Raw genomic sequence first — 24,924 nt, forward strand, 5'->3', positions numbered from 1 at the left:
AGAGGTCCAGGCATACCCGGGTACCCGGGTAAACCGCCCCCCTCAGAGCTCGAGCTTGTAGCCCAGCCCGCGCACGGTGACGAGGTACTTCGGGTCGCCCGGGTCGGGCTCGATCTTGGCCCGCAGCCGCTTCACGTGCACGTCGAGCGTCTTGGTGTCGCCGACGTAGTCGCTGCCCCAGACGCGGTCGATGAGCTGTCCGCGGGTCAACACCCGGCCCGGGTTGCGCAGGAACATCTCCAGCAGCTCGAACTCCTTGAGCGGCAGCCTCAGCTCCTCACCGCCGACGGTGACGACATGGCGCTCGACGTCCATGCGGACCGGGCCGGCCTCGAGGGCGGCCGGAGAGAGGTCGGGCTCGCTGCCGCGCCGGAGCACCGCTCGGATGCGGGCGACCAGCTCGCGCGGCGAGTAGGGCTTGGTGACGTAGTCGTCGGCGCCGAGCTCGAGTCCGACCACCTTGTCGACCTCGTCGTCCTTGGCGCTGACCATGATCACCGGCACGCTCGAGGTCTGCCGGATGGTGCGGCAGACCTCGGTCCCGGGGATGCCGGGGAGCATCAGGTCGAGCAGCACGATGTCGGCGCCGAAGCGGTCGAACTCGGTGAGCGCGGTGTTGCCGTCGGCCGCGATCGCGACCTCGAAGCCTTCCTTGCGGAGCATGTAGGCCAGGGCCTCGCTGTAGCTCTCTTCGTCCTCGACGACGAGTACCCGGGTCACGTCAGTGCCTCTCTCGTGGGCTGGGTCCGGTCGGGCTCGATGGATCCCTCGGCCCCGAGGTCGTCCAGGTGCTGGGGCAGGCTCAGCGTGAACGTCGAGCCCTGGCCCTCCACGGACCACACCTTGATGTCGCCGCCGTTGGTGGCGGCGACGTGCTTGACGATGGACAGCCCGAGCCCGGTGCCGCCGGTCGAGCGGTGCCGGGCCGGGTCGACCCTGTAGAACCGCTCGAAGATGCGGTCGATCTCGTCGGGCGGGATGCCGATGCCCTGGTCGACGACCGAGATCTCGACCGAGCCGTCCTCGACCCTCGTGGTGACGAGCACGGTGGAGTCGGGGGCGGAGTAGGACACGGCGTTCGCCACCAGGTTGACCACCGCCGCGGTCACCTGCTCCTCGCTGCCGAACACCTCGAGCCCCGGCGTCCCGCCGGTCACGATCTCGATGTGCTTGGAGTCGGCGTCGATGGCGCTGGTGTCGACCGCCACGCCGATGACGTCGTCGATGCTGACGGCGGACGGGGTCTCCAGCGGGTCGTCGGCCTGCAGGCGGGACAGCTCGATGATCTGCTGGACCAGGCGGGTGAGCCGGTCGCTCTCGGTGAGCATCCGGTCCGCGAACCGCTTGACCGCCTCGGGATCGTCGCTGGCGTCGGCGACCGCCTCGGCGAGCAGCTTGATGGCTCCGACCGGGGTCTTGAGCTCGTGGCTGACGTTGGCCACGAAGTCGCGGCGTACCGCCTCGACGCGACGCTCGCGGGTGCGGTCCTCCACCAGCGCGAGGACCAGCCGGGAGCCCAGCGGCGCCACCCGGGCGGTGACGTGCCGGGCCGGTGCGGAGGGGCGGCTCATCAGCAGCTCGGTCTCGCGGATCTGGCCGTCCCGGCGTACGTCGTGGACCAGCTTGTCGAGCTCCTCGGAGACCAGCTGGGTGCCGCGGACCAGGCCGAGGGCGTACGCCGGCGCGGACGCCTTCACGACAGTGTCAGTGTCGTCGACGATGACCGCGCTGCTGCGCAGCACGCTGAGGACCGTCGCGACCTCCGGGGGCACGACCGGCTCGTCGGCGACCGGCGTCGTGGACTGCTGGCGGTCGCTGATGTGCCAGGCCAGCACCGCGCCCGCGGCGACGACGGCTCCGAGGACGGCGGCGAGGAACGCCTGTGTCGTCGGGTCCACGTCGTCGATGGTAGGGCTGCGATCGCAAGACCTTCGCTTCTCGACCGCCGGGGCACCGAACGTTCACGTCGAGTTCACGTCCCGACCCCGGCCGGACACCTTGCCCACCTACGGTCCAGCCATGCGTGAAGCCTTCCACGACCAGCTGGAGTCGATCTTCGACGACCTCGCGGCGATCTGCTCCCAGGTCGAGGACGCGGTCTCCAGTGCCACCGACGCCCTCCTGAAGGGCGACGCCACGACCGCCGAGCGGGTGATCAGCTCCGATGCCGCCATCGACCGGGCCCGCGAGCGCGTCGAGGAGACAGCGTTCTCGCTGCTCTCGCTGCAGGCCCCGGTGGCCGGCGACCTGCGCGTCGTCGTGGCCGCGCTACGGATGGTCACCGAGCTCGAGCGGATGGGCGACCTGTCCGTGCACGTCGCCAAGATCGCCCGGCTGCGGGTGCCCCACGTCGCCGTACCCGAGGAGATCCGGCCGACCATCAGCCGGATGGCCGAGGTCGCCGAGGACATGGTCCGGCGGGTGCAGGACGTGATCACCACCCGCGACGTGGCCACCGCCATCGAGGTCGGCAGGGACGACGAGGAGATGGACCAGCTCCGGCGCCAGAGCTTCACCGAGCTGCTCTCCGACAGCTGGTCCCACGGCGTCGAGGCCGCCGTCGACGTGGCGCTCCTGGGCCGCTACTACGAGCGGATCGCCGACCACGCGGTCTCGGTCGCCAACCGGGTGGTGTTCGTGGTCACCGGCGAGTTTCCGGCCGCCCTCCGCGCCTGAGCGAACGTTGATTCGGGACTTCCGCCGGTTGATTCGCCACATCTGCCGGTTGGTTCGGCATAACTGCCGGTCGAGTCGGCAGTCAGAAACGGCAGAGGTCCGGAGTCAACCGGCAGAGGCCCGGAGTCAACCGGCGGAAGTCCGGAGTCAACCGGCGGAAATCCGGAGTCAACCGGCGGAAGTCCGGAGTCAACGGCCCTGGTTGGCAACCGCGGCGGCGGCCTCGGCGGCAGCGTCGGGGTCGAGGTAGCGACCACCGGCGACGGTGGGCCGCAGAGAGTCGTCGAGCTCGTAGACCAGTGGCATGCCGGTCGGGATGTTGAGCCCGGCGATGTCCTCGTCGCCGATCTGGTCGAGGTGCTTGACCAGCGCGCGCAGGCTGTTGCCGTGTGCCGCGACGAGCACCGTCAGGCCGGCGCGCAGGTCGGCGGTGATGTCGGACTCCCAGTAGGGCAGGAACCGCGCGATCACGTCCTTGAGGCACTCGGTGCGCGGCATCTCGTCGCCGAGGCCGGCATACCGGGGGTCGCCGGCCTGGGACCACTCCGAGGAGTCCTCGATCGGCGGCGGGGGTACGTCGAACGAGCGGCGCCAGAGCATGAACTGCTCCTCGCCGTACTCCTCGCGGATCTGCGCCTTGTTCTTGCCCTGGAGCGCGCCGTAGTGGCGCTCGTTGAGCCGCCACGACCGGCGCACCGGGATCCAGTGCCGGTCTGCCACGTCGAGCGAGATCCCGGCGGTCGTGATCGCGCGCCGCAGGAGCGAGGTGTGGACGACGTCCGGGGCGAGTCCGGCGTCCTTGAGCTGCTGCCCGCCGCGCTCGGCCTCGGCCCGCCCCCGCTCGCTGAGGGGTACGTCGACCCAGCCGGTGAAGAGGTTCTCCGCGTTCCAGACGCTCTCACCGTGGCGCAGCAGGACCAGCGTGTGGGTCATCAGCCCTCGCCGACGCCCGTGCAGTCGTAGGGCTCGCCCGGGGTGGCCGTCGAGCTCGCGGATGCGCTGGGGCTGGCGCCGGCCGACCCGCTCGGCTGGGAGGCGGAGCTGTCAAGGCCTTCGAAGTAGTTGCAGGCATAGACGATCGGCACCGGCATCGTGACCGAGTCGCCGCTGTCGAAGCTCAGCGTCAGCTCGGCGACCTGGCCGGGGGTGAAGTCGCCACTCACGGTGATCGGGTCCTGGTCGGCGAGGTTGACGAAGCCCCGCGCCGGGATCTCGATGGAGAGTTCGGAGGGCTCGACCGTCAGGTCGCTCCACTCACCGGAGCCGGCGACCCCCGTCAGCTCGTAGGCCTTGGTCGCCTTGTTGTTGCTGAGGGAGGCGATGAAGGTGCCCGAGTTGGCCTGTGCGGAGACGATCACGGCGGAGAGGACGTCGACGTCCTGCGAGCGGTCGTCGGTGCCCGCACCCGGTGTGTAGATCTGGTCGGTCGCCTTGTCGAAGCCGCACGAACCGAGGAGCGGCAGGGTGAGGAGGAGGGCACCTGCCACCAGCCGGAGCGAGCGTCGGGGCTGCATGGCACAGAACACTAATGGACGTGCGACGGACTCCTAGAGCGGCTCCTGCGAGAGGCCGACGTAGGTGCCCGCGAAGGCCATTCCGACCACCACCAGGACGGTGTAGGTGCCGGCCACCCAGAGCAGTCTGGTGGCCCCGATCTTCAGCCCCAGCTTGAGCGGCAGGTAGGTCCAGCCGTCCTCGTTGTCGGGCACCAGCCCCCACAGCGCGGTCAGCAGGTGGATCCCGATGCCGAGCAGGGCGGCCAGCGCGGTCATCAGCAGCTCCGGCGGGGCGCCCGTCGCCTGGCCGCCCCACCCACCGTAGGAGAGGAACGCCGGGTAGAGCGCGAACGACGCCGCCCAGGGCAGCCAGGACCAGAACCCCTTGCGGATCCACACCCACTGGCCGGCCAGCCCGATGGCCAGCGAGAGGAGGTACGCCGCGCCGGCGTACCGCCCGTTGGCGATCGACAGCGGCACCACGAGGAAGACCGCCAGCGCGAGGCAGAACCACACCGTGCCGGGGTCCAGCCGCCCGTCGGCCAGCGGCTTGCCGGTGCGGTGGTGGCGGGCGTCGCGACCTCGGTCGACCACGTCGTTGAACCAGCCCAGGATCACCTGGCCGACCAGCACGGTGGCGAGCACCAGCAGCAGCTCCCGGCTGGGACGGCCGGTCAGCGCGGCGGCGACCGCCATCCCGACCGCGGTGACCAGGGCCTGGCGCGGGTGCGCGGCCCGGACCAGCAGGATCGGCGTCAGGTCGCCGAGCCGGAACGGTCGCTGGGCCGTGGGCTCGGTCGTGGGCTCGGTCGTGGGCTCGGGCTCGGCCGTGGCGAGAGGCGCTGGTGGGGCTGCAGCGGCGGGATCATCCACAGGCTGGACCTCGCGCGGGGGTTCCGCGACCTCGTTCGCGGAGGTCCTCGCGCGGCGCCAGCGGCCCTGTTTCCCCATGCCTCGCAGTATCGACCACGAGGTGCCCCAGGCCGGGCCACGGTGCCGATGACCTGCGACTTCACCTGTGGAGAACCTGAGAGAAGGCCAAGGCCGCGCTGGCCCCGGCCCCTTCCCGCAGCACGCCGGACCCACCTTTGTCAAGCCCGGATTGTGCCTCTGACCTGCGGAAACGATGATCGGCGACGACCAGTGGCGTGTTAGACTGGTCACCTAGGAAGGGGAACTCCACATATGACTTTCACCGTCGGCGAAACGGTCGTCTACCCGAATCACGGAGCGGCCGTCATCGAGGACATCGAGATGCGGACGATCAAGGGGGAGGACCGGCAGTACCTCGTGCTGCGCATTGTCGCCCAACAGGACCTCGTGGTCCGCGTCCCGGCCTGCAACCTGGACCTCGTCGGCGTCCGCGACGTCGTGGACAAGGAGGGCCTCGACCGGGTCTTCGACGTCCTCCGCGCAGCGCACGTCGAGGAGCCGACCAACTGGTCGCGCCGCTACAAGGCCAACCTCGAGAAGCTGCACAGCGGTGACGTGATGAAGGTGGCCGAGGTCGTCCGCGACCTCTGGCGCCGCGAGCGTGACCGGGGCCTGTCGGCCGGCGAGAAGCGGATGCTGGCCAAGGCGCGCCAGATCCTCGTCTCCGAGCTGGCGCTGGCCGAGCACACCAACGAGGACAAGGCCGAGGCTCTCCTCGACGAGGTGCTCGCCTCCTGAGCGACGCCCTGTCAGACAACCGCGTCGACCCGTCCGAGCCTCGGCTCGGGCGGGTCGACGCGTTGGGGGCGGTGATCGAGACCGGCCGCGGTCACCTGCCCTTCACCCTCGTGCACGGTGAGCCCCTGGTCGCGGCGGCCGCCTGGGCGCTGGGGGAGGCCGGGGTGACGATCGTCGACCTGGGCACCTCGTGGGAGTCGATCGAGGACGCCGATACCCCGTTCGTCCTGCACGACCCGCTCTGCCCGATGACTCCACCGACGTTCGTGGCCGAGTGCGTCCGGCATGCCGAGGAGAGCTCGGCGGTCACGGTCGGCGTCCGACCGGTCACCGACACCGTCAAGCAGCTCCACCACGACCGGGTCGGCGACACCGTCGACCGTGGCGAACTGGTCCAGGTCGTCTCCCCGGTGGTGCTGCCGGCCGCCGTGGTCGCCGCGCTCGACGCGCTGCCCACCACCGACTTCGCCGAGCTGGTGGCCGGCCTGGCGCGGCGGTTCCCGGTCGAGACCCTCGTGGCCCCGGCCGAGGCCCGCCGGGTCGCCGACGACGCGGACGTCCGGGTCCTGGAGGCCCTCACCGCGCCTTGAGCAGCCGCTCGGCCCCCGCGAGGTCCTCGGGGAAGGTGACCTTGAGGTTGGTGGCGCCGCTCGGGACGGCCATCACCGGCAGGTCGGTGTAGCGCTCGAAGCAGGCGGCGGTGTCGGTGCTCTCGTAGCCGTCCTCGGCCGCCCGGCGGTGTGCCTCCAGCAGGGGTACGGCGCGGAACGCCTGCGGCGTCTGCACGCCCGCGAGTCCCTCTGTCACCGGCCGCAGGTCCCGGCCCAGCAGCCCGGGCAGGGCGAGCACAGGAAGGGCCCCGCCGTGCTCGCGCGCTGCGGCGATCGTGGCCTCGAACAGCTCGGGGTGGGCCAGTGGCCGGGCGCCGTCGTGGACGGCGATCACGTCGACCTCGCCGGCGGCGACATCCTCGGCGAGGGCGCGCAGTGCGGCGTACTCCGAGGCGTGCCTGGTTGCGCCGCCCGGCACCAGCCGGGCCTCGTGCTCGCCGAGCAGCGGGGCCACGGCCTCGCGGACGGCGTCCTCGTCGCCCGGCCGGATGCCGATCACCAGCCGGGTGACCTCGGGGACGGCGAGCACGGTGCGCAGCGACTGGCCGAGCACGGTGGTGTCGCCCAGCGGGAGCAGCACCTTGTTGGTCGCCGCGCCGACCCGGTTCCCGGAGCCCGCGGCAAGGATCACGACGGCGGCGGACACGGGGACACTGTGGCACGCGATCCGCGTGAGGTTAGTCGACGCGGGTGATGATCCGGCGGCCGACCAGCCAGGCGGCCAGCGGGATGCCGAGGCGGACGAACCCGATGCCGGACTCGAGGATCTCCGACTCGTGGGTCACCTCGAGCCAGTGCAGGATCACGACCGAGAGCAGGAGGTAGCCGACCAGCAGCATCGGTCGCGCCTCGCGCGGCAGCCGCTTCGAGGACGCCGAGGCGAACGCGGAGTCGCTGGCGAGGGAGTAGAGGATGCCGAAGACCACGACCACGACCACCGGCAGCCCCAGCAGCCCGCCGAGGAAGGACACGTAGTCGGCCTGGCTCATCACCAGCCAGGAGAAGACGACCAGTGCGGTGAGCAGGACCGACAGCGTCGCCGGGACCCGGCCGCGGCGCACCAGCGACCACAGCACGATCCCGATGGCCGCCACGGTGACCATCAGGTCGACCGCCGGGTAGGAGAACGCCACGGGCAGCTCGAAGGCGGAGACGATGCTGGCCGGGATGTTCCAGACGCCGACCACGATGAGCGCGGACCCGAGCTCGTCGCCGTACCCCCCGGCGCTGCGGCGCATCAGCCAGGTGCCGGTGGCCACGGCGGCGGCGGCGAGGACGAGCACCAGCCAGCGGCTGATCCCGCCGTAGGGCACGTCGTTGTTGAGCGACTGCAACGCGCGGGTGTCGAACTGGAGCACACCGGCCATGGCAAGTGAGCTGCCCGCGATCTGCAGGAGGAACGGCGCCGCCAGCAGGAATGCACCGAGGTAGATCACTCGCTCCTTGGCCTCGACGAAGTCCTCCGATGGCGGGAAGCGGGTGACGACCGCGACCGTCACGACCAGGAGCAGGACCGAGCCCACGGTGCGTACGACGGACAGCGGCTGGTTCTGCACGAGGTCGACCCACAGGCTCCACTCGCTCACCAGCCCGGTCCACAGCTTGACCGCCACGACTCCGGCGAAGATCACCAGCGCCCACCTCGCCGAGAGCCGACGAAGCTGTGGCTCGAGGCTGGTCGAGACGTCGAAGGCCAGGTCGACCACGACCACTGCCGACACGAACAGCAGCGGCAGGGACAACCCGGACAGGCTCTCGATCGAGGTGTCCAGGGAGAAGGCGAGGATGCCGAAGGACCCCGTGCCCGCGGTCTCGTGGTGGATCAGCAGGAGCCCGAGGAAGAACGCGCCGAGGGCGAGCACGACGACGACCCGGAGCACCGCGGTGAGCACCCGGCTGACCCGGGGCTGCCACGCCAGCGCGGCCGAGACCAGCAGGGCACCGATCGCGGTGAGGAAGCCGGCGTGCACGATCGCCGGGCCGTGCCGCATCACCCAGCTGTCGATGGTCGGCACCGACGGCGGTTTGTCCAGGGTGACCATCGTCAGGCCGAAGCCGACCGCGACCAGCAGCCGCACGGTCGGCGCGGCGTCGAGCGCACCCCAGAACAGCAGGGTGAACCCGGTGAAGAAGGCCAGCAGGGTCAGTCCGTAGGCGCCGACCGGGAGCAGGTTGAGCTCGTGCGAGCCGCCGAGCGAGAGCACGTCGCCCCGGCGCCACCAGCCCGAGAGCAGCATCGAGCCGAGGAGGACGCCGAGCAGCACCAGCCCGGCCCGCGCGAGCTGGCGCTCCAGCCGGGAGAGGGCGTCGAGCCGCAGCCTGCCGTCCCGCACCGGGTCCCGGAACGCCGCGGTCAGGAACGGGCCGAGCACCGAAGCGAGCAGGGCGCGGAGCCGCGCGAGCCGGCCGCCTGGCAGCCGCTGGTCGACCGGGACGTCGGTCATGGTGACACCACCACCTCGGCCAGGCCACCGGTCGCGGGGACCAGGAGGTGTCCGTCGTCGGTGCGTCCGATGCGCGGGACCCCGACCACCTGGAAGGGCATCACGCCCGGCTCCCACGAGCCGAGGTAGCGGCCGGTGCGCAGGTCGTGGACCGAGAGCCGATAGTCGGGGTCGGTCAGCCCCATCGCGATGCCGGACTCGACCAGCAGCACCCGCCCGTCGGCGATGACCGGCTGCCCGGAGAGGCCGTGGTGGAGCTGGAGCGACCAGAGCTCGCTACCGTCGGCGGCCGACCGCGCGGTGACCCGGTTGGTCGTGTCGACGGCGACGGCGACGCCGTCCTGGACCGCCGGGCCCAGGAACGACGGGATCCCCGGCTGCTCGACGAACCAGCGGACCTCGCCGGTCGCGACGTCGTAGCCGCCGATGCCCGCCGGAGCCTGCGCTCCGACCGTCTGGGCCACCACCGTGTCGCCGGCCACGGCCGGAGGACCGAAGAGATAGGTGTCGCCGGCCCGCCACAGCGGCGTCCCGGTGGCTCCGTCGTAGCGGGTGAGGGCGCCGCCCGCGTAGAGGACGTCGCCGCCGGGCAGCGGCACCGGCCTCGCGACCGACAGTGCGTCCGGCACCGCGGCCGTCCAGCGGGTCCGGCCGGTCACCCGGTCGACCGCGATCAGCCCCACGTCGGGGCTGCCGGCCACGACCTGGTCGCCGTCGACGGCGGGCTGCGACTGGAGGTTGCCGGCCCCGGCCGGCACCGACCACGACACTGCGCCGTCGGCCACCCGGATCGCCTGGAGCTGGTCACCGACACGGGTGTAGGCGGTGCCGTCGCCCGCGACCGCGCCGAGCTGGAGCCCGGAGGGCGTCGTCGTCAGCGTCGTGCTCGCTTCGTCGGGTGGGACCCGCAGCAGGTCTTGGCCGCCGGCCATCACCACGGAGTCCCCGACCGGGACCGGCTCCTCGTTCGGCACCGTGGGGGTGGTCCGGAACCGCAGGCGGAGCCCGACGCCGACGGCAGCGTCCTCGCGGCTTCCGGTGACGGGGTAGGCGAAGAGCGCGCCACTGCCCAGCGCGTTGGCCACGCTGAGGCTGAAGACGATGTCGTCCCCGACCAGGGCCGGGGTCACGTCGACCAGGCTGGTGTCGTCCGCGACGGGGAAGGGCAGCCGCCACTCATCGACGACCCGTCCGCGCCGCGCGTCGAGGAGCACGACCCGTCCCTCGTCGGTGGTGGTCACCACCTCGTCCCCGACGACGACGCTCGCCGAGTCGGTGCCGGGCATCTTGCGGGTCCAGAGGCGGTCACCGGTGGCGAGGTCGAGGACGACCAGCCGGTCGTTGAGGCCGGACGTCACCACCACCCCGCTCCCGACGCTCAACGGGTGGTCCACACCGCGGGTGCCCCCGACCCACCTCTCGTCTCCGTCGGATGCCGAGTAGGCGTGCACCAGCCCGTTGTGGTCGGCGACGATCACGAGCGACGCCCCGGCGTCAAGGACCGGCCCCTGGTCGATGCCGTCGTCGATCGTGCGGGACCAGCGCACCGCGCCGTCCTCGACGTCCACGGCCACCACCCCGCCGGCCACGTCCGCGACGTAGGCGGTCGCACCCTCGACCGCTGCAGGGGTGCGGGCCGGACTCGGGAGTCCCAGCTCCCACTCGGTGGCCCCGTCACCGAGGTCGAGCATGGTCAGCGTCGCGTCGTCGGTCGCGACCAGGACCCCCGCGTCGGTGAGGCTGGGGCTCGACGACGCGACGTCGCCGAGCCGGCGCACCCAGAACGCGTGCCCGTCCGCCAACGAGAGCGCCCAGATCCTCCGGGTGCGGTCGGCCACGACGAGACGGTCGCCCGCGACCTGTGGCGTGGCCATGACCGGCTGGCCGAGGTCGACCCGCCACCGTGGTTCGCCGGTGTCCCGGCTGCGCGCCGTCACCTGTCCGTCGCGCTCGGCCGTCACCACGACGTCCCCATCGGTCACCGCAGGGAACAGCGGTGGAGCCGGGCGAACGTCGCTCCACGCGAGCCTCGAGCCCAGGCGGCCGTCCGCGACGGCCAGGCTGCGGTGGCCGTCGAACGCCTCGGCCCCGCCGGCGACAGGCTCGGCCTCCGCCGCGCCGGGCGCGCCCCCGTCGGCGTACCAGTTGCCGGCCGCGCCGTGGAACTCGACCAGCTCCTCGCTCACCTCGGTGCCGGCCGCCTCGTTGGTCTCGACGGTCCGCACGGTGCCGTAGCCCGGGCAGGTCCACTCCTGGGTCTCGACCACGACGTCCGGCTGGCCCTCGCTCGCAAAGGTCGTCTCGCTGTCCCAGCGGGAGCAGCCCTCGAAGGAGTCGCCGCCGACCTCGACCGTCCCCACCTCGGACACCGTGGTGTGGAGCCGGAGCGGAGTGCTGCCGAAGGCACCGTCGTAGTCAAGCTCTGCGCCCTCGTGCGGGTCCAGCACGTAGACCGGTGCCATCGGGTCGAGCGGCTGCATCGAGCCGGTCTCGTCGACCAGCCCCAGCTGTACGACCTCGTCGGCCACGGTCGCGAACCAGCTGCTCGTGGAGCGTGGCCCGGCCCCGGGGTAGCTCGTGTAGTCGCGGGTGATCTCGACGGCCTCGACGACGTCGTCCGACCCGAAGCCGAGCATCGTGTTCTGGTCGACCACCTGGCTGGTGCGGGTGCCGGACGGCTTCTGGTGGTCCTGGACCGCGTAGACCCACGTGGTGCCGAGCTCGGCGGGGAACACCTCCCGCGTCGCGGCCGCCGCGTCCGGCGAGCCCGACACCCGGACCACGGCGACGACGGCGACCGGGACCAGCACGATCGCAGGCAGCCACCCCGCGAGGACCCGCCCGGCCTTCACAGTCCTGCCACCTTCAGAGGTCGTCCGGGATCTCGGCGGTCATCACGTCGTCGCCCCCGAAGGCGGCGTCCTGCCAGACCAGCCGGTTGCCGGACATGGAGGGGAACCCCTGCTGGCCGCCCTCGGGCACCAGGTTGTAGATCTTCCCGGTCGCCAGCGAGGCCAGGTAGAGGTCGGTCTCGGGGAACGGCGAGGTGCCGCCGGCCACGCCGGCGGTGAGCGCGCCGGTCCGCTCGGCCCAGACGATGTACTTCTCGTTCATCGTGACGCCGAACGGCGCCGCGCTGTTGCTGAGCCGGAATGTCTGGCCGTCGCCGGTGATCAGCTCCGCGTGACCGCTGTCGTCGACCGCGACGACGCTGCGACCGTACGCCGCCACGAAGATGACCGCGCCCCGGAGCTGGCCGACCTGGGTGACGTCGGTCCCGGGCTGCCAGACCAGCACCTTGCCGCCGTCGGTGCCGATGCCGACCACGCCGGCGCCGGTGCCGAGGCCGGTGACGGTGTCGCCGGCCAGGCCCCTGACCTTGGTGGTGGACAGCTGGCCGTTGAGGTCGGCGAAGGTGACCGTGCCGTCGGAGCCTGCCCAGGCCGCCCCGGCGTCGGACCCGGCAAGCCCCGCGGCGAGGGCCGCCTGGAACGGCTTCACGGTGTCGAGCTTCCGGGACGAGCCGTCGGGTGCGTAGCGGATGATGTCGCCGTTGAGGTCGAGGGTGAGGAGCGCCTCGCCGTCGAAGGCGACGTCGGCGACGTTCGAGCTCGCCCCCAGGGTGGTCCCGGCTCCGCCGAGCCTGGTCGAGGCGAGGTAGCCGAAGGAGTCGAAGGCGCTGCTGCCGCTGAGGTCGAGCCAGGCGACGTCGTCCCCGCTGACGACCGGGTGCTGCTGGGTGGACGGCGAGGCGGACACGGTGTCGCCCGCGAGCGCACCGATGTCGGGACAGCCGGCGCAGATCTTGTTCGCGTCGAAGACCTCACGCTCGGTGCGCAGCACCACCGGGTCGAGCTGGGAGTCGAGGGTCACCTGCTCGACGGCGGCCCGCGCGTCGAGGAAGCCGGAGGTCGGCCCGAGCCGGGTGGTCAGGGCGGCGTACACGACCCGGTCGAAGGCCTGCGCCAGCGGAGAGTCGTTGCCGGGCTGGCCGTCGATCCGCGCCAGCCGGACCCGGATCGACCAGAGCGCGTTGTTCCAGATCGCCGAGTTGTAGTGGACGCCGCCCTGGTCCTGGCTGCTGAAGCCGAGCAGCTGGAGCCGGTAGCCCGGGTCGAGCGCGCGCAGGTAGTCGTCGAAGTCGTTCCCGTTGAGCATGTAGCGCAGCGACAGGCTGCCGTCCGGGTTGCGGGTGCAGAAGACGGTCTCCGCGGTGTAGCCGGTGCAGCCACCCTCGAAGATCGCCACGCTGTCGGTGCCCTTGACCCGGTTGCCGATGACGTTGCCGAAGTAGTCGGAGAAGCTCTCGTTGAGCGCACCGGACTGGCCGGTGTACTTCAGCCCGGCCGACGTCGACGTGACGCCGTGGGTGATCTCGTGGCCGGCGGTGTCGATCTCGACCTCGGTCACCTCGGCCTGGCCCTGGCTGGTCGTGCACGGGTTGCCGTAGACCATCTGCGGCTGCTTCAGCGCGTCGGTGAAGAAGGAGTTGCAGAAGTCCGACGGGCCGTAGTGCACCGAGCTCACCATCGAGCCGCCCTTGCCGTCCCACGAGTTGCGGCCCAGCGTCGCGTAGTAGTCGTAGACGTCGCGGCTCAGCGCCTGCGCCGCGATCTGCTCGCCGTCGCGGATCGTGGTGTCCGGGCTGACCACGAGCTTGCCGGGCAGCTGGCTCGAGCTCCGCACCCGCGCGGCGTCGTACGTCGAGATGCCGCCCGCCCCCGTCGTCCCGTCCCAGGAGGGCGTGGTGGTGTCGACCAGCGCCACGCCCTGGTCGGTCCGGAGCCCGTGCGCCACGAGCGTCCCCCCGATGGGGTTGGGGCCGGTGACCTCGACCGAGTTGGGGTCGGGGGCCACTGGGGTCGTCACGGACGAGATGGCCCCGGACCGAGCTGGAACGGAGCCAAGACGTCCGTCACTACCCCGAGCGCCCGACAGGTTGACCCGGTGGAGGTACGCCGCCGCCTCCGCGGCCCAGGGCAGCGCCACCCGGCCAGCCCCGGTGACCTGCTCGACGCTGAGGATGCCGCCGTCGGTCGCGTCGATGAAGTAGGCGGCCGCGGCCAGCGGCGCGGCGAGGTCACCGGTCGTCGCCACCGTGACCTGCCAGGCCAGCAGCCCGGTGCCGCGGGGCATGACGACCAGAGTCGGTGGTGCCTGGGCGGTGCCGCCCGAGGCCTGCTCGGCGATCGCCCGGGCCTGGTCGGCCGGCACCGTCGGCGAGGTCGACACGGTCAGCCCCGGGAAGACCCGGCCGCGGACCCCGGTCACCCGGCCCTCGCGCGTGAGGAGGACGAGGGAGGCGTCGTGCACCGGCACCGCGCCGACCACCTGGCCGGCCCTGGTCGACGTGATCCCGGGGACGGTCTGGGAGTCGGGTTGGCCCAGCACCAGCACCGACGAGTCGACGCCGAACAGGTCCGGTCCATAGGCGTCCATGAACGCGGCCGGCGCGCCGGGCCAGGACCCGCCGGTCAGCTCGGCGAGGAAGCCGGTGACGTCGTCCTGCCGCCCGACCCAGCCGGTGTGGGTCTCCTTGCGCAGGGCGTCGATCGCGCGCTGCAGCGAGGCGAGCCGGGTCTGCACGTCCGAGCCGCCGGTCGCGCCGCCGGTGCCCGACCCGGCCTGGTGGTCGCGGACCCAGGCGTCGGAGACGATGAGCGTCGTGGGCTTGCCCGACGGGCCGTCGCCCACGCCGACATCGGTGTCGCAACCCGCGGCGAGCATCGCGAGCACCGCGACAAGAGGAGCCGGCCACCAACGGCGGCTCGACACTGGGCGGGGCGCACGGGTGGTCGTCATCATCGCTACGCGATGGTCGAGGGCGCGCGGCTCCGGCGTCAATGACCCGTCCGGGTCCACGGAAGATAGTCAGATTTCATCGCCCCAGGGCCTCCCGGCGAAGCACCCCGACCTGACAGCATGCCCGCAGCAGGGCGCGCGTCGCGGCGTACCGGCCTGCCATGGACCCGACCGTCGATCGCCTGAGGAGTGATCTCACGTGGCATGTCCTACGTGTTCGTCCGTCAACCCGGAGGTGGCCACCTACTGCTACCGCTGCGGGACGACGCTGCGGGCCGGCGACGCCAAGCGCCAGGGGACCTACGCCGTCCAGTCCGCCGAGGGCGTGACCCAGTTCGCGGTCATCTCGACGGTGATGCCCCACACCTCGAGGCACTCCGCGGACAACTACCGCTGGGCGATGATCCTCGCCGGGACGCTGATCCTCGCCACGACGGCGCTCGGCCTGCTGCCGATCGCGATCGCCGCGGCAGCCTTCCTGGTGCCGCTGGCCTACCTCGTCTACATCGACGACGTGAACCTCTGGGAGGAGGCGCCCACCGCCGTCGTGGTCGGGCTGTTCATCGCGACCGGTGCGCTCGCGGTGCTGATCTCGATGTTCTTCTTCGAGTGGGTCTTCGACGGCCAGTGGGCCAGCTTCGTCGGCGGCACCCGCGCCCGCGGCGGCATCAGCTCGATGTCGTTCTCGGCGCTGCTGATCTTCGCGGTGCTGCTTCCGGTCGTGGCCGAGGTGGCCAAGAACCTCTTCGCCGTGCTGCTGGCCTCCCGGCCCGAGTTCGACGACATGATCGATGGGCTCACCTTCGGCGTGGCGGCCGGCACGGCGTACGCCGCCTTCGAGACCTGCGTCGTCTACTCCTCGGTCTTCACCGCCCAGGACTTCCGCACGACCGACGGCATCTCCACCTGGCTGGTGGTGGTGGCCAATGTCATGGTGGTCAAGTCGCTGATCTACGGCACCGCGACCGGGATCGCGGTGGCGTCGTACTCCGGCAAGGGCGAGGGGTACGACGGGTTCACGCCGGCCTACTTCGCCAACTTCGGCCTCGCGGTCGTCGCCAACGTCGCCTACTGGCTCGGCGTGCGCCTGCTGGCCTACGTGCCGTTCGGCAACGCGCTGGGCCTCATCTGGGGCTTCCTGATCCTCATCGCCCTGGTGATCAAGATCCGGATGATGCTGCAGGTCGCGCTGCTCGAGGCCGCCGTCGAGGCCGCCGCCAAGGGCGACGGCTCCGACGACCGGCGCTCGACCTACGTCGAGACCTACTGCCCCGAGTGCGAGAACCTCCTGCTCACCAACGCCTCGTTCTGCATCGTCTGCGGCACGTCGGTGCGCTCGAGCTCGGTGCGGGCCCGGCGGGCGATGGGGATGCCGGCCGTCCCGGCGGGTGTCGGCGCGGCGCCACCGGACACACCGGCGCTGCCGCCCGCCGAGGAGGACGCCCCGCAGGCCGACGGAGGTGCGGAGCAGTGAGCGCGCCCCAGACCACTCCGCCGGTCCGGTCGACCGAGGAGTACTTCAACAACAGCCGGCTCCGGGTGATCGGGCTGATCCTGGCCGCGACCGTGGCGGTCGGCGCGCTCGGTGGTCTCGCCGGCGTCGTCTTCGACCCGGAGCCGGTCTCCAAGGACCACGTGATCCAACCCGGCAGCGACGGCGAGACCCGGCTCCAGCCCCAGCGCCTGGGCGGGCCCGGCAGCTCCGCGCCGCACCGGAGCGACCTCACGGTGCCCTACGCCGTGCGGGTGCCGAGCGTCAGCAGCACCGAGAGCCCCGGCACCGTGGGATCGATCTCGCCGGGCACGACGAGCTCCTCGGGCGCGGCGACCGGGTCCCCGGCGCCCACCCCGGGCGGCGAGCCGACCGTGCCCAGCGGCTCGGGCACGGCGACGATCGAGGCCACCGGTGTCGACATCTACATCCCGCCGGGCTGGAGCATCTACAACCAGAACGAGAACCAGGTCTACTTCACCGACGGCGACGGCAGCTACTCCTTCGCGTTCAGCGCGGCCGACGACCCGTCCACCACGGCGGGCGACCTCATCACCGCCGCCCTCGACAACCTGCTCCCGCCCGAGCTCTACACCCAGCGGCGTACGTCGGACGTCGTGACGCTGACGCCGTTCGGCTCGGTGGTGTCCATCGCCGCGATCGAGTACGAAGCGCTCTGGGTCGACAACCAGGGCTCGGCGACGATCCACGGGCAGATCTACCTCGGGGTCCGCCAGGACGGCACCGTCCTGGGGATCGAGATCGAGCACATGCCAGCGGAGGAGTTCGCGGACTCGGTCGAGGAGATGTACCCGATCCTCGACAACTCCTTCGGCCGGTTCGCGGGGCTCTCCTGAGCGGCATCAGCCGTCCGGCGCCAGCACGACGGCGGTGGCCAGGGCGGCCACACCCTCGCCGCGGCCGGTGAGTCCGAGACCGTCGGTGGTCGTCGCCGACACCGACACCGGCGCGCCCAGGGCCGTGCTGAGCGCCCGCTCGGACTCGTGGCGGCGCGCGGCCAGCCGGGGCCGGTTGCCGACGACCTGCACCGCGGCGTTCCCGATCCGGAAGCCGGCCGCGCGGACCCGCCTCGCGGTCTCCTCGACGAACGCGGCCCCCGACGCTCCCGCCCACTCGGGGTCCGCGGTGCCGAAGTTCGAGCCGAGGTCGCCCAGGCCGGCCGCCGAGAGCAACGCGTCGCACAGGGCGTGCGCCGCGACGTCGCCGTCGGAGTGACCGGTCAGCCCTTGTGGCTCGTCCGCCCAGTCGAGTCCGGCCAGGCGGAGTGGTACGCCGTCCGCGAACCGGTGCACGTCGACCCCGAGCCCCACCCGGGGCAGGAGCCCGTCGCTGCTCATGGGCGCATCATGCCCGCCCGGCCGTCCCGCCGTAACGAATGGGACGCGTGGGAGACAATCGCACCGTGAGGACGTTCCGCGGCGCGTGGTCGCTCGCCGGCCTCGCTGCCGGGGCCGCGGGCCTCGCCGCGAGCTACTTCGTGGCGATGGCGATGACGCTGCGCGACTCCCCGGTCGTCGCCGTGGCCGACCTCGTCGTCCGGCTCACCCCCGGCCCGGTGGCGCACTACCTGATCGAGCAGGTCGGCCACCTCGACAAGCCGCTGCTGCTGCTCGGGATCTTCGTGGTCCTCGCGATCGTGTTCGCGTGGGCCGGTCGGTTGGCGCGGCGCACCTGGTGGGCCCCCGCGATCGTCTACGGAGCCCTCACCGCGGTCGGTGCGGTCGCGGTCTCCCAGGAGCGCGGCGCGACCACCGTCGACTTCGTCCCGGTGGCGGTGGGCTTCGTGACCTGGCTGGTCACGCTCTCCCTGCTCACCGAGCCGTTGCGCAGGGCCGAGCTCGCGGCTGCCCGGCCGACGCCGGCCGACGAAGGGGAGCCGGACCGGCTCCAGCCCGCTCCGGTGTCGCCGGGCCACAGCCGGCGCACCTTCGTGATCCGGGCCGGGCTCGTCGCCGCCGCAGCTGCGGTGGTCGGGGTCGCCGGCAAGGTGGTCGGCCGGAGCCGCCGGCACGTGGAGGAGTCGCGGCTGCTGTTGCGGCTGCCGAAGGTGAGCGAACCGGTCGTGCCCACCGCCGTGCGGGTCGGCGTCAAGGGCGTGACGCCGTGGGAGACGCCGAACGCGGAGTTCTACCGGATCGACACCTCGTTCGTCGTACCCGCGATCGAGCCCAGGGACTGGCAGCTGCGGATCCACGGCAAGGTCGACCGCGAGCTCACCCTGACCTACGAGCAGCTGCTCGCGCGGCAGTTCACCGAGGCGTGGCTCACCCTCTGCTGCGTCTCCAACGAGGTCGGCGGCGACCTCATCAGCAACGCGTGGTTCAGCGGCGTCCGGCTGGCCGACCTCCTCGCCGAGGCAGGTCCGCATCCGGACGCCGACGCCGTGCTGCAGACCTCGGACGACGGCTGGACGTGCGGTACGCCGCTCTCGGCGCTGACAGACGGGCGCAACGCGATGCTGGCGGTCGCGATGAACGGCGACCCGTTGCCGCTCGAGCACGGCTTCCCCGTGCGGACCGTGGTGCCCGGGCTCTATGGCTACGTCTCGGCGTGCAAGTGGGTCGTGGACATGGAGGTCACGAACTTCTCGGAGATCTCGGCGTACTGGACCGAGCGCGGCTGGAGCGAGAAGGGCCCGGTCAAGCTGTCCTCGCGGGTCGACGTGCCGCGCTCCGGGGCGGAGGTGCCGAGCGGGACGGTGAGGTTCGGCGGGGTCGCGTGGGCCCAGCACACCGGCATCTCGGGCGTGGAGTTCGCGGTGGACGGCGGCGAGTGGACCGCCGCCGAGATCGCGTGGGTGCCCAACGACGACACCTGGGTGCAGTGGAAGGGCGTCGCCGACGTCGAGCAGGGCGACCACACCGTCCGGGTGCGGGCCATCGACAAGACCGGGCAGGTGCAGACCGGGGTCGAGCACGACGTGATCCCCGACGGCGCCACCGGCTGGGACTCCTCGGACTTCACCTGCACCTAGACGTGCCGACACGCCCTACGCTCCTGGTGTGCCATCCGACTTCGACCCGCGTGCCGGGTGCGCGCTCGTGGTCGGTGGCTCCGGTGGTCTGGGGCACTCGATCGTGCGGATGCTCGCTGCCCGGGGCTCCGCGGTGGCCCTGACCTACCGCAGCAACGCCGGTGCCGCCGACTCGGCGGTCGACGCCGCGCGCGGCTGGGGTGTGCACGCGTCCGCCCACCAGCTCGACGTCACCGACCCGGAGGGCTGCGCCGGAGTGGTCGAGGCGGTGGTGTCGGCGTACGGCGGCCTGCACACGCTCGTCCACGCCGCCGGGCCGCACGTGCCGATGAAGCACCTCTCCACGGTCCCGCCGGCCGAGCTGGCAGGACAGCTCGCCGAGGACGCGGCCGGCTTCTTCAACGTCGTCCACCCAGCCCTTCCGCACCTGCGCGACTCGGAGGGCGCGATCGTCGCGGTCACCACGGCGGCGACCGCCCGCTACCCGGTCCGTGACGGCCTCTCCGCCGCGCCCAAGGGCGCGGTCGAGGCGCTGGTGCGCGCGCTGGCCGCCGAGGAGGGCCGCTACGGCGTCCGGGTCAACGCCGTCGGACCCGGCATGGTCTCCGACGGCATGGCGGCCCGGCTCGTCTCCTCCGGCGACCTGTCCGAGGAGGCGCTGGCCGTCGCCCGCGGCAACATCCCTCTGCACCGCTTCGGCACCGCCGCCGACGTCGCGGAGGCGGTCTGCTTCCTGGCCTCGGACCGGGCGGGCTACATCACCGGCCAGAAGCTGGACGTCGACGGCGGCTACTCGGTCTGAGGAGGATCGGATGGATCGCGAGGACTACGTCCAGAGGATGGGCGCGGCGGTGCTCGGCGCGTTCGACATCGCCTCCACCTATCTCGGGGTGAGGCTCGGCTTCTACCAGTCGCTCGCCGACGAGGGACCGGCGACGGCGGCCGAGCTGGCCGCACGCACGGGGACCAACGAGCGGCTGGTCCGGGAGTGGCTCGAGCAGCAGGGCGCCAACGAGCTGCTGGACGCGAGGAACGACGCCGGCGAGTGGCGGTTCGGCCTGCCGGCGGACCACGCCGCAGTGCTGCTCGACCCGGACGCCCTGGACGGCGTGGCTGGCACCGTCCTCTCCGTCGTTGCCGACCTCGCCCAGGTGCCGCGGCTGGTCGGCTCGTTCCGCACCGGGGAGGGCATCCCCTATGCCGACTACGGCCCGGACGAGGCCGAGGGCCAGGCTCGCGGCACGAGGCCGGTCTACCGGGCCGAGCTCGAGAGCTGGCTGGCCGCCGTACCCGACCTGTCCGCGCGGCTCGCCACCGGCGGCGCGCGAGTGCTGGACATCGGCTGCGGCCTGGGCTGGTCGAGCGTCGCCATGGCCAAGGCACATCCCGGCCTGGTCGTCGACGGCGTCGACCTCGACCCGGGCTCGATCGCGGCGGCGAAAGAGGTCGCGGAGTCAGAGGGTGTCGCCGACCGGGTGCGGTTCGAGGTCCGTGACGCCGCCACCCTGGCCGGCGCCGGCTACGACCTCGCGACGATGTTCGAGATGCTGCACGACCTGGCCCGGCCGGTCGACGTGCTTCGCGCCGCCCGGGAGGCGCTGGGCCCCGGGGGCGTCGTCCTCGTCGCCGACGAGCCCTGCGCCGAGGCGTTCGTCGGGCCGGCCGACGAGGAGGAGCGGCGCTACTACGGCTACAGCCTGCTGCACTGCCTCCCCGCCAGCATGGCCGAGCCGGGCTCCGCCGCGACCGGCACCGTGATCAGGCCCGACACGGTCCGCCGCTACGCCGGCGACGCGGGCTTCTCGGCCGTCGAGGTCCTTCCGGTCGAGAGCGTCGCCTTCCGGCTCTACCTGCTGCGGCCCTGACCGACACCGACCGGACCGCGCTCGCTCAGGCGGCCTGCCCCAGCGCCGCGGCGTACGCCTGCGGGACGCAGGCGCAGTCGTCGCCGCACGGCAGGTAGGTGTGCATCGCGTGGCCGCACTGCGCGCACGGGAGGTCGTGCGAGAGGTGAACCTGGTTGGTCTGAGGTGTGTCCCACATGGCCGTGCCTTCCGTGCGTCGTAGTTGCTCTCACCTCCTCCACGAACGGGCTCGGCGAAGTACGACAGGGGTTCGGAACTCTCGTCGCAGAGGATTGGGCCAGCCAACGGTGGCTGATGTGCGAGGCCGTTCACGGCCGAGCCGGCCGCTGGTCGAGCTTGTCGAGACCTCCGCAGCGATGTCACCTGCTGACCTGTCGGTGGCTGAGGTGCGAGGCCGTTCACGGCCGAGCCTCGAAGCCTCCGCAGGGAAGGCACCCGGGGTGAGTCCCAGCTCCGGGTCACCAGGCTTCGAGGCTCGGCGCTGGGGCGCCTCGCACCTCAGCCACCGTGGTCGGCCGGCCGCTGGTCGAGCCTGTCGAGACCTCCGCAGGGCAGGCACCCGGGTGGGTCTCAGCACTGGGTCACCTGGCTGCGAGGCTCGTCGCCGGCGTCGGGTTGGAGGCGGTCAGCGCTCGGTCGGCTCGGCCTGGCGGGCCTCACGGCGGTGCCACCAGTGCCGCTTGTGGTGCGCCGAGGGCTCGGCTTCCGAGGTCGGGAACAGATCCTGGGCCGGCGACACGTAGGCCATCATCCGCTTCACGCCGTCCTCGGAGATCCGGCGCACGAACTCGAGCTCGGCGGGCATGGCGAGGAAGGCTCGCGAGGCGTGCCAGGTGCGTTCGTATGGCGGCGGGTCGAGGAGCAGCAGCCGACGGCCGTCGATGAGGGGGATGTCGACCGGCCAGGCCTCGTTCCAGATCCACGACCCGTCCGGTGCGACGAGGTTGAACGCACCGGTGCCGTCGTACTCGTAGGGCGCATCGGGTGACTCCGCCGTGCACGCCTCGACCGCCTCACGCGAGGGAGGCGTGCCGGGCAGGTGGCCGGGGGTCACCAGCCGCTCCATCAGCAGCGTGTGGAGCTGGAAGTTGTCCGCGACGCCGCTCATGAGGAACTCGAAGCCCTCGAGCGTCGGGCGGTGGATGGCGACGAGCTTGGCGTCGTCGAGCACCGCGAGGGCCTGGGCGAGGTAGGTGCCGACGCCGGTGGACATCGCGACCTCGCGCGCGTTCCAGAAGAACTCGTCGTTCGGGAGGAACGCCTTCCGGACGTCCTTGCTGCTGAGGACGGCCGCGACCGCGGACTGCCAGAGCGGCAGCGTCCACCAACCCATCCCGGCGGCGCGGACCTCGGGGTCGTTCGGGTCGCCGAGCTGCTCGAACATCGACGGCGGCGGGACCTCGCCGATCTGCCGCGGGTGGTCCCATCCCGCCGGCCACCGCCGCAGGAAGTCTGCCGCGCCCGCCGTCGCCCGCTCGGCGGCGGACAGGATGGGCTCGGCACACGCGGCCGCTCCGGCACCGGCTTCCACGCATGCTCCGACCAGCACGGCGACGACAGCGTCCCGGCCCGGCGACAGGTCGGGCATCACGTCCGCGAGCAGCGCGGCGGCGATGTCGAGCTCCTCGTCGGGGGCCTGACCGAACTGCTCGCGCAGCTGGGTCAGCCGTCGTTGCACGGCGTCCTCGTCGTGGTGCCGGGCAGCGACCTGGAACGCCGCGACGGCCTCGAGGAACTCGGACACGAGCCGCACGCTACTAGCGCGCGGCCCCCCAAATGGGCGGTTACCAGTTGCCGGCCGAGGCGGGCAGCGGGTGCGTCAAGTCGTGGATGACGTACGCCGTGCCGCCGGAACCACCCAGCCACGCCCGCTCGAACTGAGCGCGATCGTAGGTACGGCGCACCCCCGACGCGGTGGCTGCCGCTGGGTCGTTGACCACCACGTCGCCGGAGGAGGTGAAGCCCACGATCACCAGGAGGTGGCCGGCGGTCGAGGAGATCGGTGCGCCGGTGAGCCCACCGGACGGGAACGAGATCGACGCGATCACCGGCACCCCGGAGGCGATGAAGGTCTCGGCCTCGGCCAGGGACCGCAGCCGGGTCACGAACGAGGAGAGCCCGCGGGAGGCGGCGTACGCGGTGTTGAACGGCCAGTTCCCGGTGCCGCGGTAGGCGGCGTCGTAGGTGCGCCGGGCCACCTCGTCGACCCACGGGTCGGTCCGCTGGCCGACCCAGGCATAGGACGACGGGGCCGGCAGCCGGCCGTAGTAGCCCAGCACCATGGCGGTCGACGTGGGCGAGCACCACGCCTCGCCGCCGCCGCCGTACTGGGCGAACTCACCCCGGTGCACCATCTGCGAGTACGCCGGCACGTCCAGCACGATCCCGCGCGCCACCCCGGGAGCCGAGACCGGGGCCACGCCCGCGACGCGGGAGGTCATCGCGCCCACGAACGACACCGACGGGGACGCCGAGTGGGCTCCGGCGCGACGCATCAGCCGCACCTGGAGCTGGTAGGACGAGGCGGAGGTGCTCGCCTTCCAGGTGTCGACGTCGACCCGGCCGGCGGCGTCGGACTGCCCGGGCACCGACGTACGCCGGACGTGCCGGTCCGACGATGCCCACCGGCCCAGCACCATCCAGTGGCCGCCCGCCTTGACCCGCACCTCGACCCAGCTGTTCTTGGGTGTCACCGCGGACCACGACGCGACCAGCTGGGTGAAGCCGAACCCGGGCGAGGTGACAGGCGAGGTCCAGGTGCCCATCGAGTACTTGTGCCCGTGGTAGGCCCGGGTCTTCGAGGCGGACTTCGTGGCGCTCTTGAGCACCAGCGCGCCGTGCTTGAGCCGCAACCCGGCGAAGGTCCCGGTCCGGAAGGCCGAGCCGCCCTCCCAGCGCGAGAACCCGACATCGCGCGGCGTCGGCGCGGCGGAGGCGGGCACGGTCACCATCATCGCGGCGACCACGGGCAGGAGCAGGACCAGTCGGCGCACCACCCGAGGTTACGTCACTCCTGCCACAGCAGTCACACGATCACACCCGTCGCTTCGGTCCCATCCGCGCTCCGGCGCGCCGGATCCCGGTCGTGGTGCCAACGACCTCGCAGGCCCAGGAGGACGTGACCCGGAGCTACGAGCTGCACGCCTCGGTCCACGTGGGCAAGCAGGAGGACTCCGACAAGTTCACCGAGGTCGTCCGCCAGATCGACGACTTCTTCGCGAACGTCGCCGAGCTGCCGGACTGGCCGGTCCCTGGTCGCAGGGGTCCCAGGATATCCGGCTCTCCTGACGCTTCCGTGGGTGGGTGGCTGCCCACGCCGGGCAGCGGTGACCTTTCAACCGGTCTGAGCCGCCCAGGGGGGCTCACCGACCACCGGCGTCTCGTCGTGTCCCGCCGACCTGCCGAGGTGGCGGTGGGTGATCAACCACGCTGGGCCAGGCTGCGGTTGATTGCTCACCGCTGCCCTGGCCCGCGCATGGCAGGGGCGCCGAGGGCGATCCTTGACGGCAAGAGACGATCAGGAGTGGGCGCTGGTGGTAGGCGCGCGGGCACCCACAGATCCGTCACAAGGGCTGCAAATTCGTGCCCAGATGGCGATCTTGCGGTGCAAACCCGCGGCCGGGGGGCTGCTGCCACCCCGAACGGGACTGCACCGCAGTGTGGGCTCTCCGCGTACAAGATGCGGTGCAGTCCCGCCCGGTGCCAACATCCGCGAAAGCAGGACCTGTCCCGCATCCTCCCTAGACTTGACCGGTGCTCAGGCTCTACGACACCCAGACCCGCGAGGTCCGTGACTTCGTGCCCCTCGAGGAGGGGAAGGTCGGTCTGTACGTCTGCGGCCTGACCGTGCAGTCGGAGCCGCACGTGGGCCA

Annotated in this window: 21 protein-coding genes; 8 read left to right on the forward strand and 13 right to left on the reverse strand. The window is 72.1% G+C overall.

Annotated elements, in window-relative coordinates:
* Nucleotides 1–42: 42 nt before the first annotated feature.
* Nucleotides 43–720 carry a response regulator transcription factor gene (locus VFV89_RS11580; RefSeq protein WP_329706093.1) on the reverse strand — a complete coding sequence of 226 codons (678 nt, stop codon included), beginning with the start codon at nucleotides 718–720 and terminating at the stop codon, nucleotides 43–45.
* Nucleotides 717–1,898 (reverse strand): sensor histidine kinase, encoded by a 1,182-nt coding sequence (locus VFV89_RS11585; RefSeq protein ID WP_329706094.1) that lies wholly within the window; start codon nucleotides 1,896–1,898, stop codon nucleotides 717–719. Before VFV89_RS11585 ends, VFV89_RS11580 begins: the two co-directional genes overlap by 4 nt.
* A 121-nt stretch (nucleotides 1,899–2,019) precedes the next feature.
* Between VFV89_RS11585 and phoU the strand changes: the two genes are divergently transcribed.
* On the forward strand, nucleotides 2,020–2,676 hold the full coding sequence (gene phoU, locus VFV89_RS11590; protein WP_329706095.1) for a phosphate signaling complex protein PhoU: 657 nt from the start codon (nucleotides 2,020–2,022) through the stop codon (nucleotides 2,674–2,676).
* 189 nt (nucleotides 2,677–2,865) lie between these two features.
* Here the strand turns inward: phoU and VFV89_RS11595 are convergent, their stop codons facing one another.
* Genes VFV89_RS11595 through VFV89_RS11605 form a run of 3 tightly spaced genes read right to left on the reverse strand, consistent with a single transcriptional unit; the run spans nucleotide 2,866 to nucleotide 5,045 of the window.
* Nucleotides 2,866–3,609, reverse strand: a complete 744-nt coding sequence (locus VFV89_RS11595) for a phosphoglyceromutase (protein ID WP_329706096.1) — start codon at nucleotides 3,607–3,609, stop codon at nucleotides 2,866–2,868.
* Nucleotides 3,609–4,190 (reverse strand): hypothetical protein, encoded by a 582-nt coding sequence (locus VFV89_RS11600; RefSeq protein ID WP_329706097.1) that lies wholly within the window; start codon nucleotides 4,188–4,190, stop codon nucleotides 3,609–3,611. The genes VFV89_RS11595 and VFV89_RS11600 overlap by 1 nt, the downstream gene beginning before the upstream one ends.
* A gap of 33 nt (nucleotides 4,191–4,223) precedes the next feature.
* Nucleotides 4,224–5,045 carry a UbiA family prenyltransferase gene (locus VFV89_RS11605; protein WP_329706098.1) on the reverse strand — a complete coding sequence of 274 codons (822 nt, stop codon included), beginning with the start codon at nucleotides 5,043–5,045 and terminating at the stop codon, nucleotides 4,224–4,226.
* 312 nt (nucleotides 5,046–5,357) lie between these two features.
* Here VFV89_RS11605 and VFV89_RS11610 point away from each other — a divergent pair, with 312 nt between their 5' ends.
* Nucleotides 5,358–5,843, forward strand: a complete 486-nt coding sequence (locus VFV89_RS11610; RefSeq protein WP_243059025.1) for a CarD family transcriptional regulator — start codon at nucleotides 5,358–5,360, stop codon at nucleotides 5,841–5,843.
* 71 nt (nucleotides 5,844–5,914) lie between these two features.
* A complete protein-coding gene (locus tag VFV89_RS11615) occupies nucleotides 5,915–6,433 on the forward strand; it encodes a 2-C-methyl-D-erythritol 4-phosphate cytidylyltransferase (protein WP_329706099.1) in 519 nt (172 codons plus the stop codon).
* Here VFV89_RS11615 and VFV89_RS11620 read toward each other — a convergent pair.
* The 4 genes from VFV89_RS11620 to VFV89_RS11635 are packed head-to-tail and all read right to left on the reverse strand — an operon-like array spanning nucleotide 6,420 to nucleotide 14,625.
* Nucleotides 6,420–7,100, reverse strand: coding sequence for an IspD/TarI family cytidylyltransferase (locus tag VFV89_RS11620; protein ID WP_329706100.1), 681 nt, complete (start codon nucleotides 7,098–7,100; stop codon nucleotides 6,420–6,422). The two genes, VFV89_RS11615 and VFV89_RS11620, sit on opposite strands and share 14 nt — an antisense overlap.
* Before the next feature lie 31 nt (nucleotides 7,101–7,131).
* Complete coding sequence (locus VFV89_RS11625; protein WP_329706101.1) at nucleotides 7,132–8,898, reverse strand: hypothetical protein; 1,767 nt, start codon at nucleotides 8,896–8,898, stop codon at nucleotides 7,132–7,134.
* Nucleotides 8,895–11,750 (reverse strand): PQQ-binding-like beta-propeller repeat protein, encoded by a 2,856-nt coding sequence (locus VFV89_RS11630; RefSeq protein ID WP_329706102.1) that lies wholly within the window; start codon nucleotides 11,748–11,750, stop codon nucleotides 8,895–8,897. Before VFV89_RS11630 ends, VFV89_RS11625 begins: the two co-directional genes overlap by 4 nt.
* Before the next feature lie 13 nt (nucleotides 11,751–11,763).
* Complete coding sequence (locus VFV89_RS11635) at nucleotides 11,764–14,625, reverse strand: M4 family metallopeptidase (RefSeq protein ID WP_329706112.1); 2,862 nt, start codon at nucleotides 14,623–14,625, stop codon at nucleotides 11,764–11,766.
* Between the two features lie 310 nt (nucleotides 14,626–14,935).
* On the opposite strand from VFV89_RS11635, the gene VFV89_RS11640 reads away from it, so the two are divergent.
* Nucleotides 14,936–16,174, forward strand: coding sequence for a PrsW family glutamic-type intramembrane protease (locus tag VFV89_RS11640; RefSeq protein ID WP_329706103.1), 1,239 nt, complete (start codon nucleotides 14,936–14,938; stop codon nucleotides 16,172–16,174).
* Complete coding sequence (locus tag VFV89_RS11645; protein WP_329706104.1) at nucleotides 16,171–17,049, forward strand: hypothetical protein; 879 nt, start codon at nucleotides 16,171–16,173, stop codon at nucleotides 17,047–17,049. The genes VFV89_RS11640 and VFV89_RS11645 overlap by 4 nt, the downstream gene beginning before the upstream one ends.
* A 6-nt stretch (nucleotides 17,050–17,055) precedes the next feature.
* On the opposite strand, the gene ispF is transcribed toward VFV89_RS11645, so the two are convergent.
* Nucleotides 17,056–17,550, reverse strand: coding sequence for a 2-C-methyl-D-erythritol 2,4-cyclodiphosphate synthase (ispF, locus tag VFV89_RS11650; protein WP_329706105.1), 495 nt, complete (start codon nucleotides 17,548–17,550; stop codon nucleotides 17,056–17,058).
* A 65-nt stretch (nucleotides 17,551–17,615) separates the two neighbouring features.
* Here ispF and VFV89_RS11655 point away from each other — a divergent pair, with 65 nt between their 5' ends.
* From VFV89_RS11655 to VFV89_RS11665, 3 genes are read left to right on the forward strand one after another with little or no spacing between them, the layout of a single operon-like run.
* Nucleotides 17,616–19,187: a molybdopterin-dependent oxidoreductase gene (locus VFV89_RS11655; RefSeq protein ID WP_329706106.1), complete on the forward strand. Its 1,572-nt coding sequence runs from the start codon at nucleotides 17,616–17,618 to the stop codon at nucleotides 19,185–19,187.
* Between the two features lie 28 nt (nucleotides 19,188–19,215).
* Nucleotides 19,216–19,989, forward strand: a complete 774-nt coding sequence (locus tag VFV89_RS11660; RefSeq protein WP_329706107.1) for an SDR family oxidoreductase — start codon at nucleotides 19,216–19,218, stop codon at nucleotides 19,987–19,989.
* A 10-nt stretch (nucleotides 19,990–19,999) separates the two neighbouring features.
* Nucleotides 20,000–21,052 (forward strand): class I SAM-dependent methyltransferase, encoded by a 1,053-nt coding sequence (locus VFV89_RS11665; protein ID WP_329706108.1) that lies wholly within the window; start codon nucleotides 20,000–20,002, stop codon nucleotides 21,050–21,052.
* Nucleotides 21,053–21,077: 25 nt separating this feature from the next.
* On the opposite strand, the gene VFV89_RS11670 is transcribed toward VFV89_RS11665, so the two are convergent.
* From VFV89_RS11670 to VFV89_RS11680, 3 genes are all read right to left on the reverse strand, one after another.
* The gene (locus tag VFV89_RS11670) at nucleotides 21,078–21,230 is read right to left on the reverse strand and encodes a hypothetical protein (protein WP_329706109.1); all 153 of its coding nucleotides are present in this window, start codon (nucleotides 21,228–21,230) and stop codon (nucleotides 21,078–21,080) included.
* Between the two features lie 447 nt (nucleotides 21,231–21,677).
* A complete protein-coding gene (locus VFV89_RS11675; RefSeq protein ID WP_329706110.1) occupies nucleotides 21,678–22,796 on the reverse strand; it encodes a hypothetical protein in 1,119 nt (372 codons plus the stop codon).
* 40 nt (nucleotides 22,797–22,836) lie between these two features.
* Complete coding sequence (locus tag VFV89_RS11680; RefSeq protein WP_329706111.1) at nucleotides 22,837–24,045, reverse strand: C39 family peptidase; 1,209 nt, start codon at nucleotides 24,043–24,045, stop codon at nucleotides 22,837–22,839.
* Nucleotides 24,046–24,924: the final 879 nt, after the last annotated feature.

Origin of the sequence: Nocardioides sp., from assembly GCF_036274455.1 — a bacterium.
GTDB lineage: Bacteria > Actinomycetota > Actinomycetes > Propionibacteriales > Nocardioidaceae > Nocardioides.

What these genes read in the sequence shown, in the direction of transcription:
- phoU (WP_329706095.1), top strand. Translation starts at nt 2,020, where the DNA reads ATGCGTGAAGCCTTCCACGACCAGCTGGAGTCGATCTTCGACGACCTC.
- VFV89_RS11670 (WP_329706109.1), bottom strand. Translation starts at nt 21,230, where the DNA reads ATGTGGGACACACCTCAGACCAACCAGGTTCACCTCTCGCACGACCTC.
- VFV89_RS11665 (WP_329706108.1), top strand. Translation starts at nt 20,000, where the DNA reads ATGGATCGCGAGGACTACGTCCAGAGGATGGGCGCGGCGGTGCTCGGC.
- VFV89_RS11635 (WP_329706112.1), bottom strand. Translation starts at nt 14,625, where the DNA reads ATGCTCGCCGCGGGTTGCGACACCGATGTCGGCGTGGGCGACGGCCCG.
- ispF (WP_329706105.1), bottom strand. Translation starts at nt 17,550, where the DNA reads ATGAGCAGCGACGGGCTCCTGCCCCGGGTGGGGCTCGGGGTCGACGTG.
- VFV89_RS11610 (WP_243059025.1), top strand. Translation starts at nt 5,358, where the DNA reads ATGACTTTCACCGTCGGCGAAACGGTCGTCTACCCGAATCACGGAGCG.
- VFV89_RS11625 (WP_329706101.1), bottom strand. Translation starts at nt 8,898, where the DNA reads ATGACCGACGTCCCGGTCGACCAGCGGCTGCCAGGCGGCCGGCTCGCG.
- VFV89_RS11595 (WP_329706096.1), bottom strand. Translation starts at nt 3,609, where the DNA reads ATGACCCACACGCTGGTCCTGCTGCGCCACGGTGAGAGCGTCTGGAAC.
- VFV89_RS11600 (WP_329706097.1), bottom strand. Translation starts at nt 4,190, where the DNA reads ATGCAGCCCCGACGCTCGCTCCGGCTGGTGGCAGGTGCCCTCCTCCTC.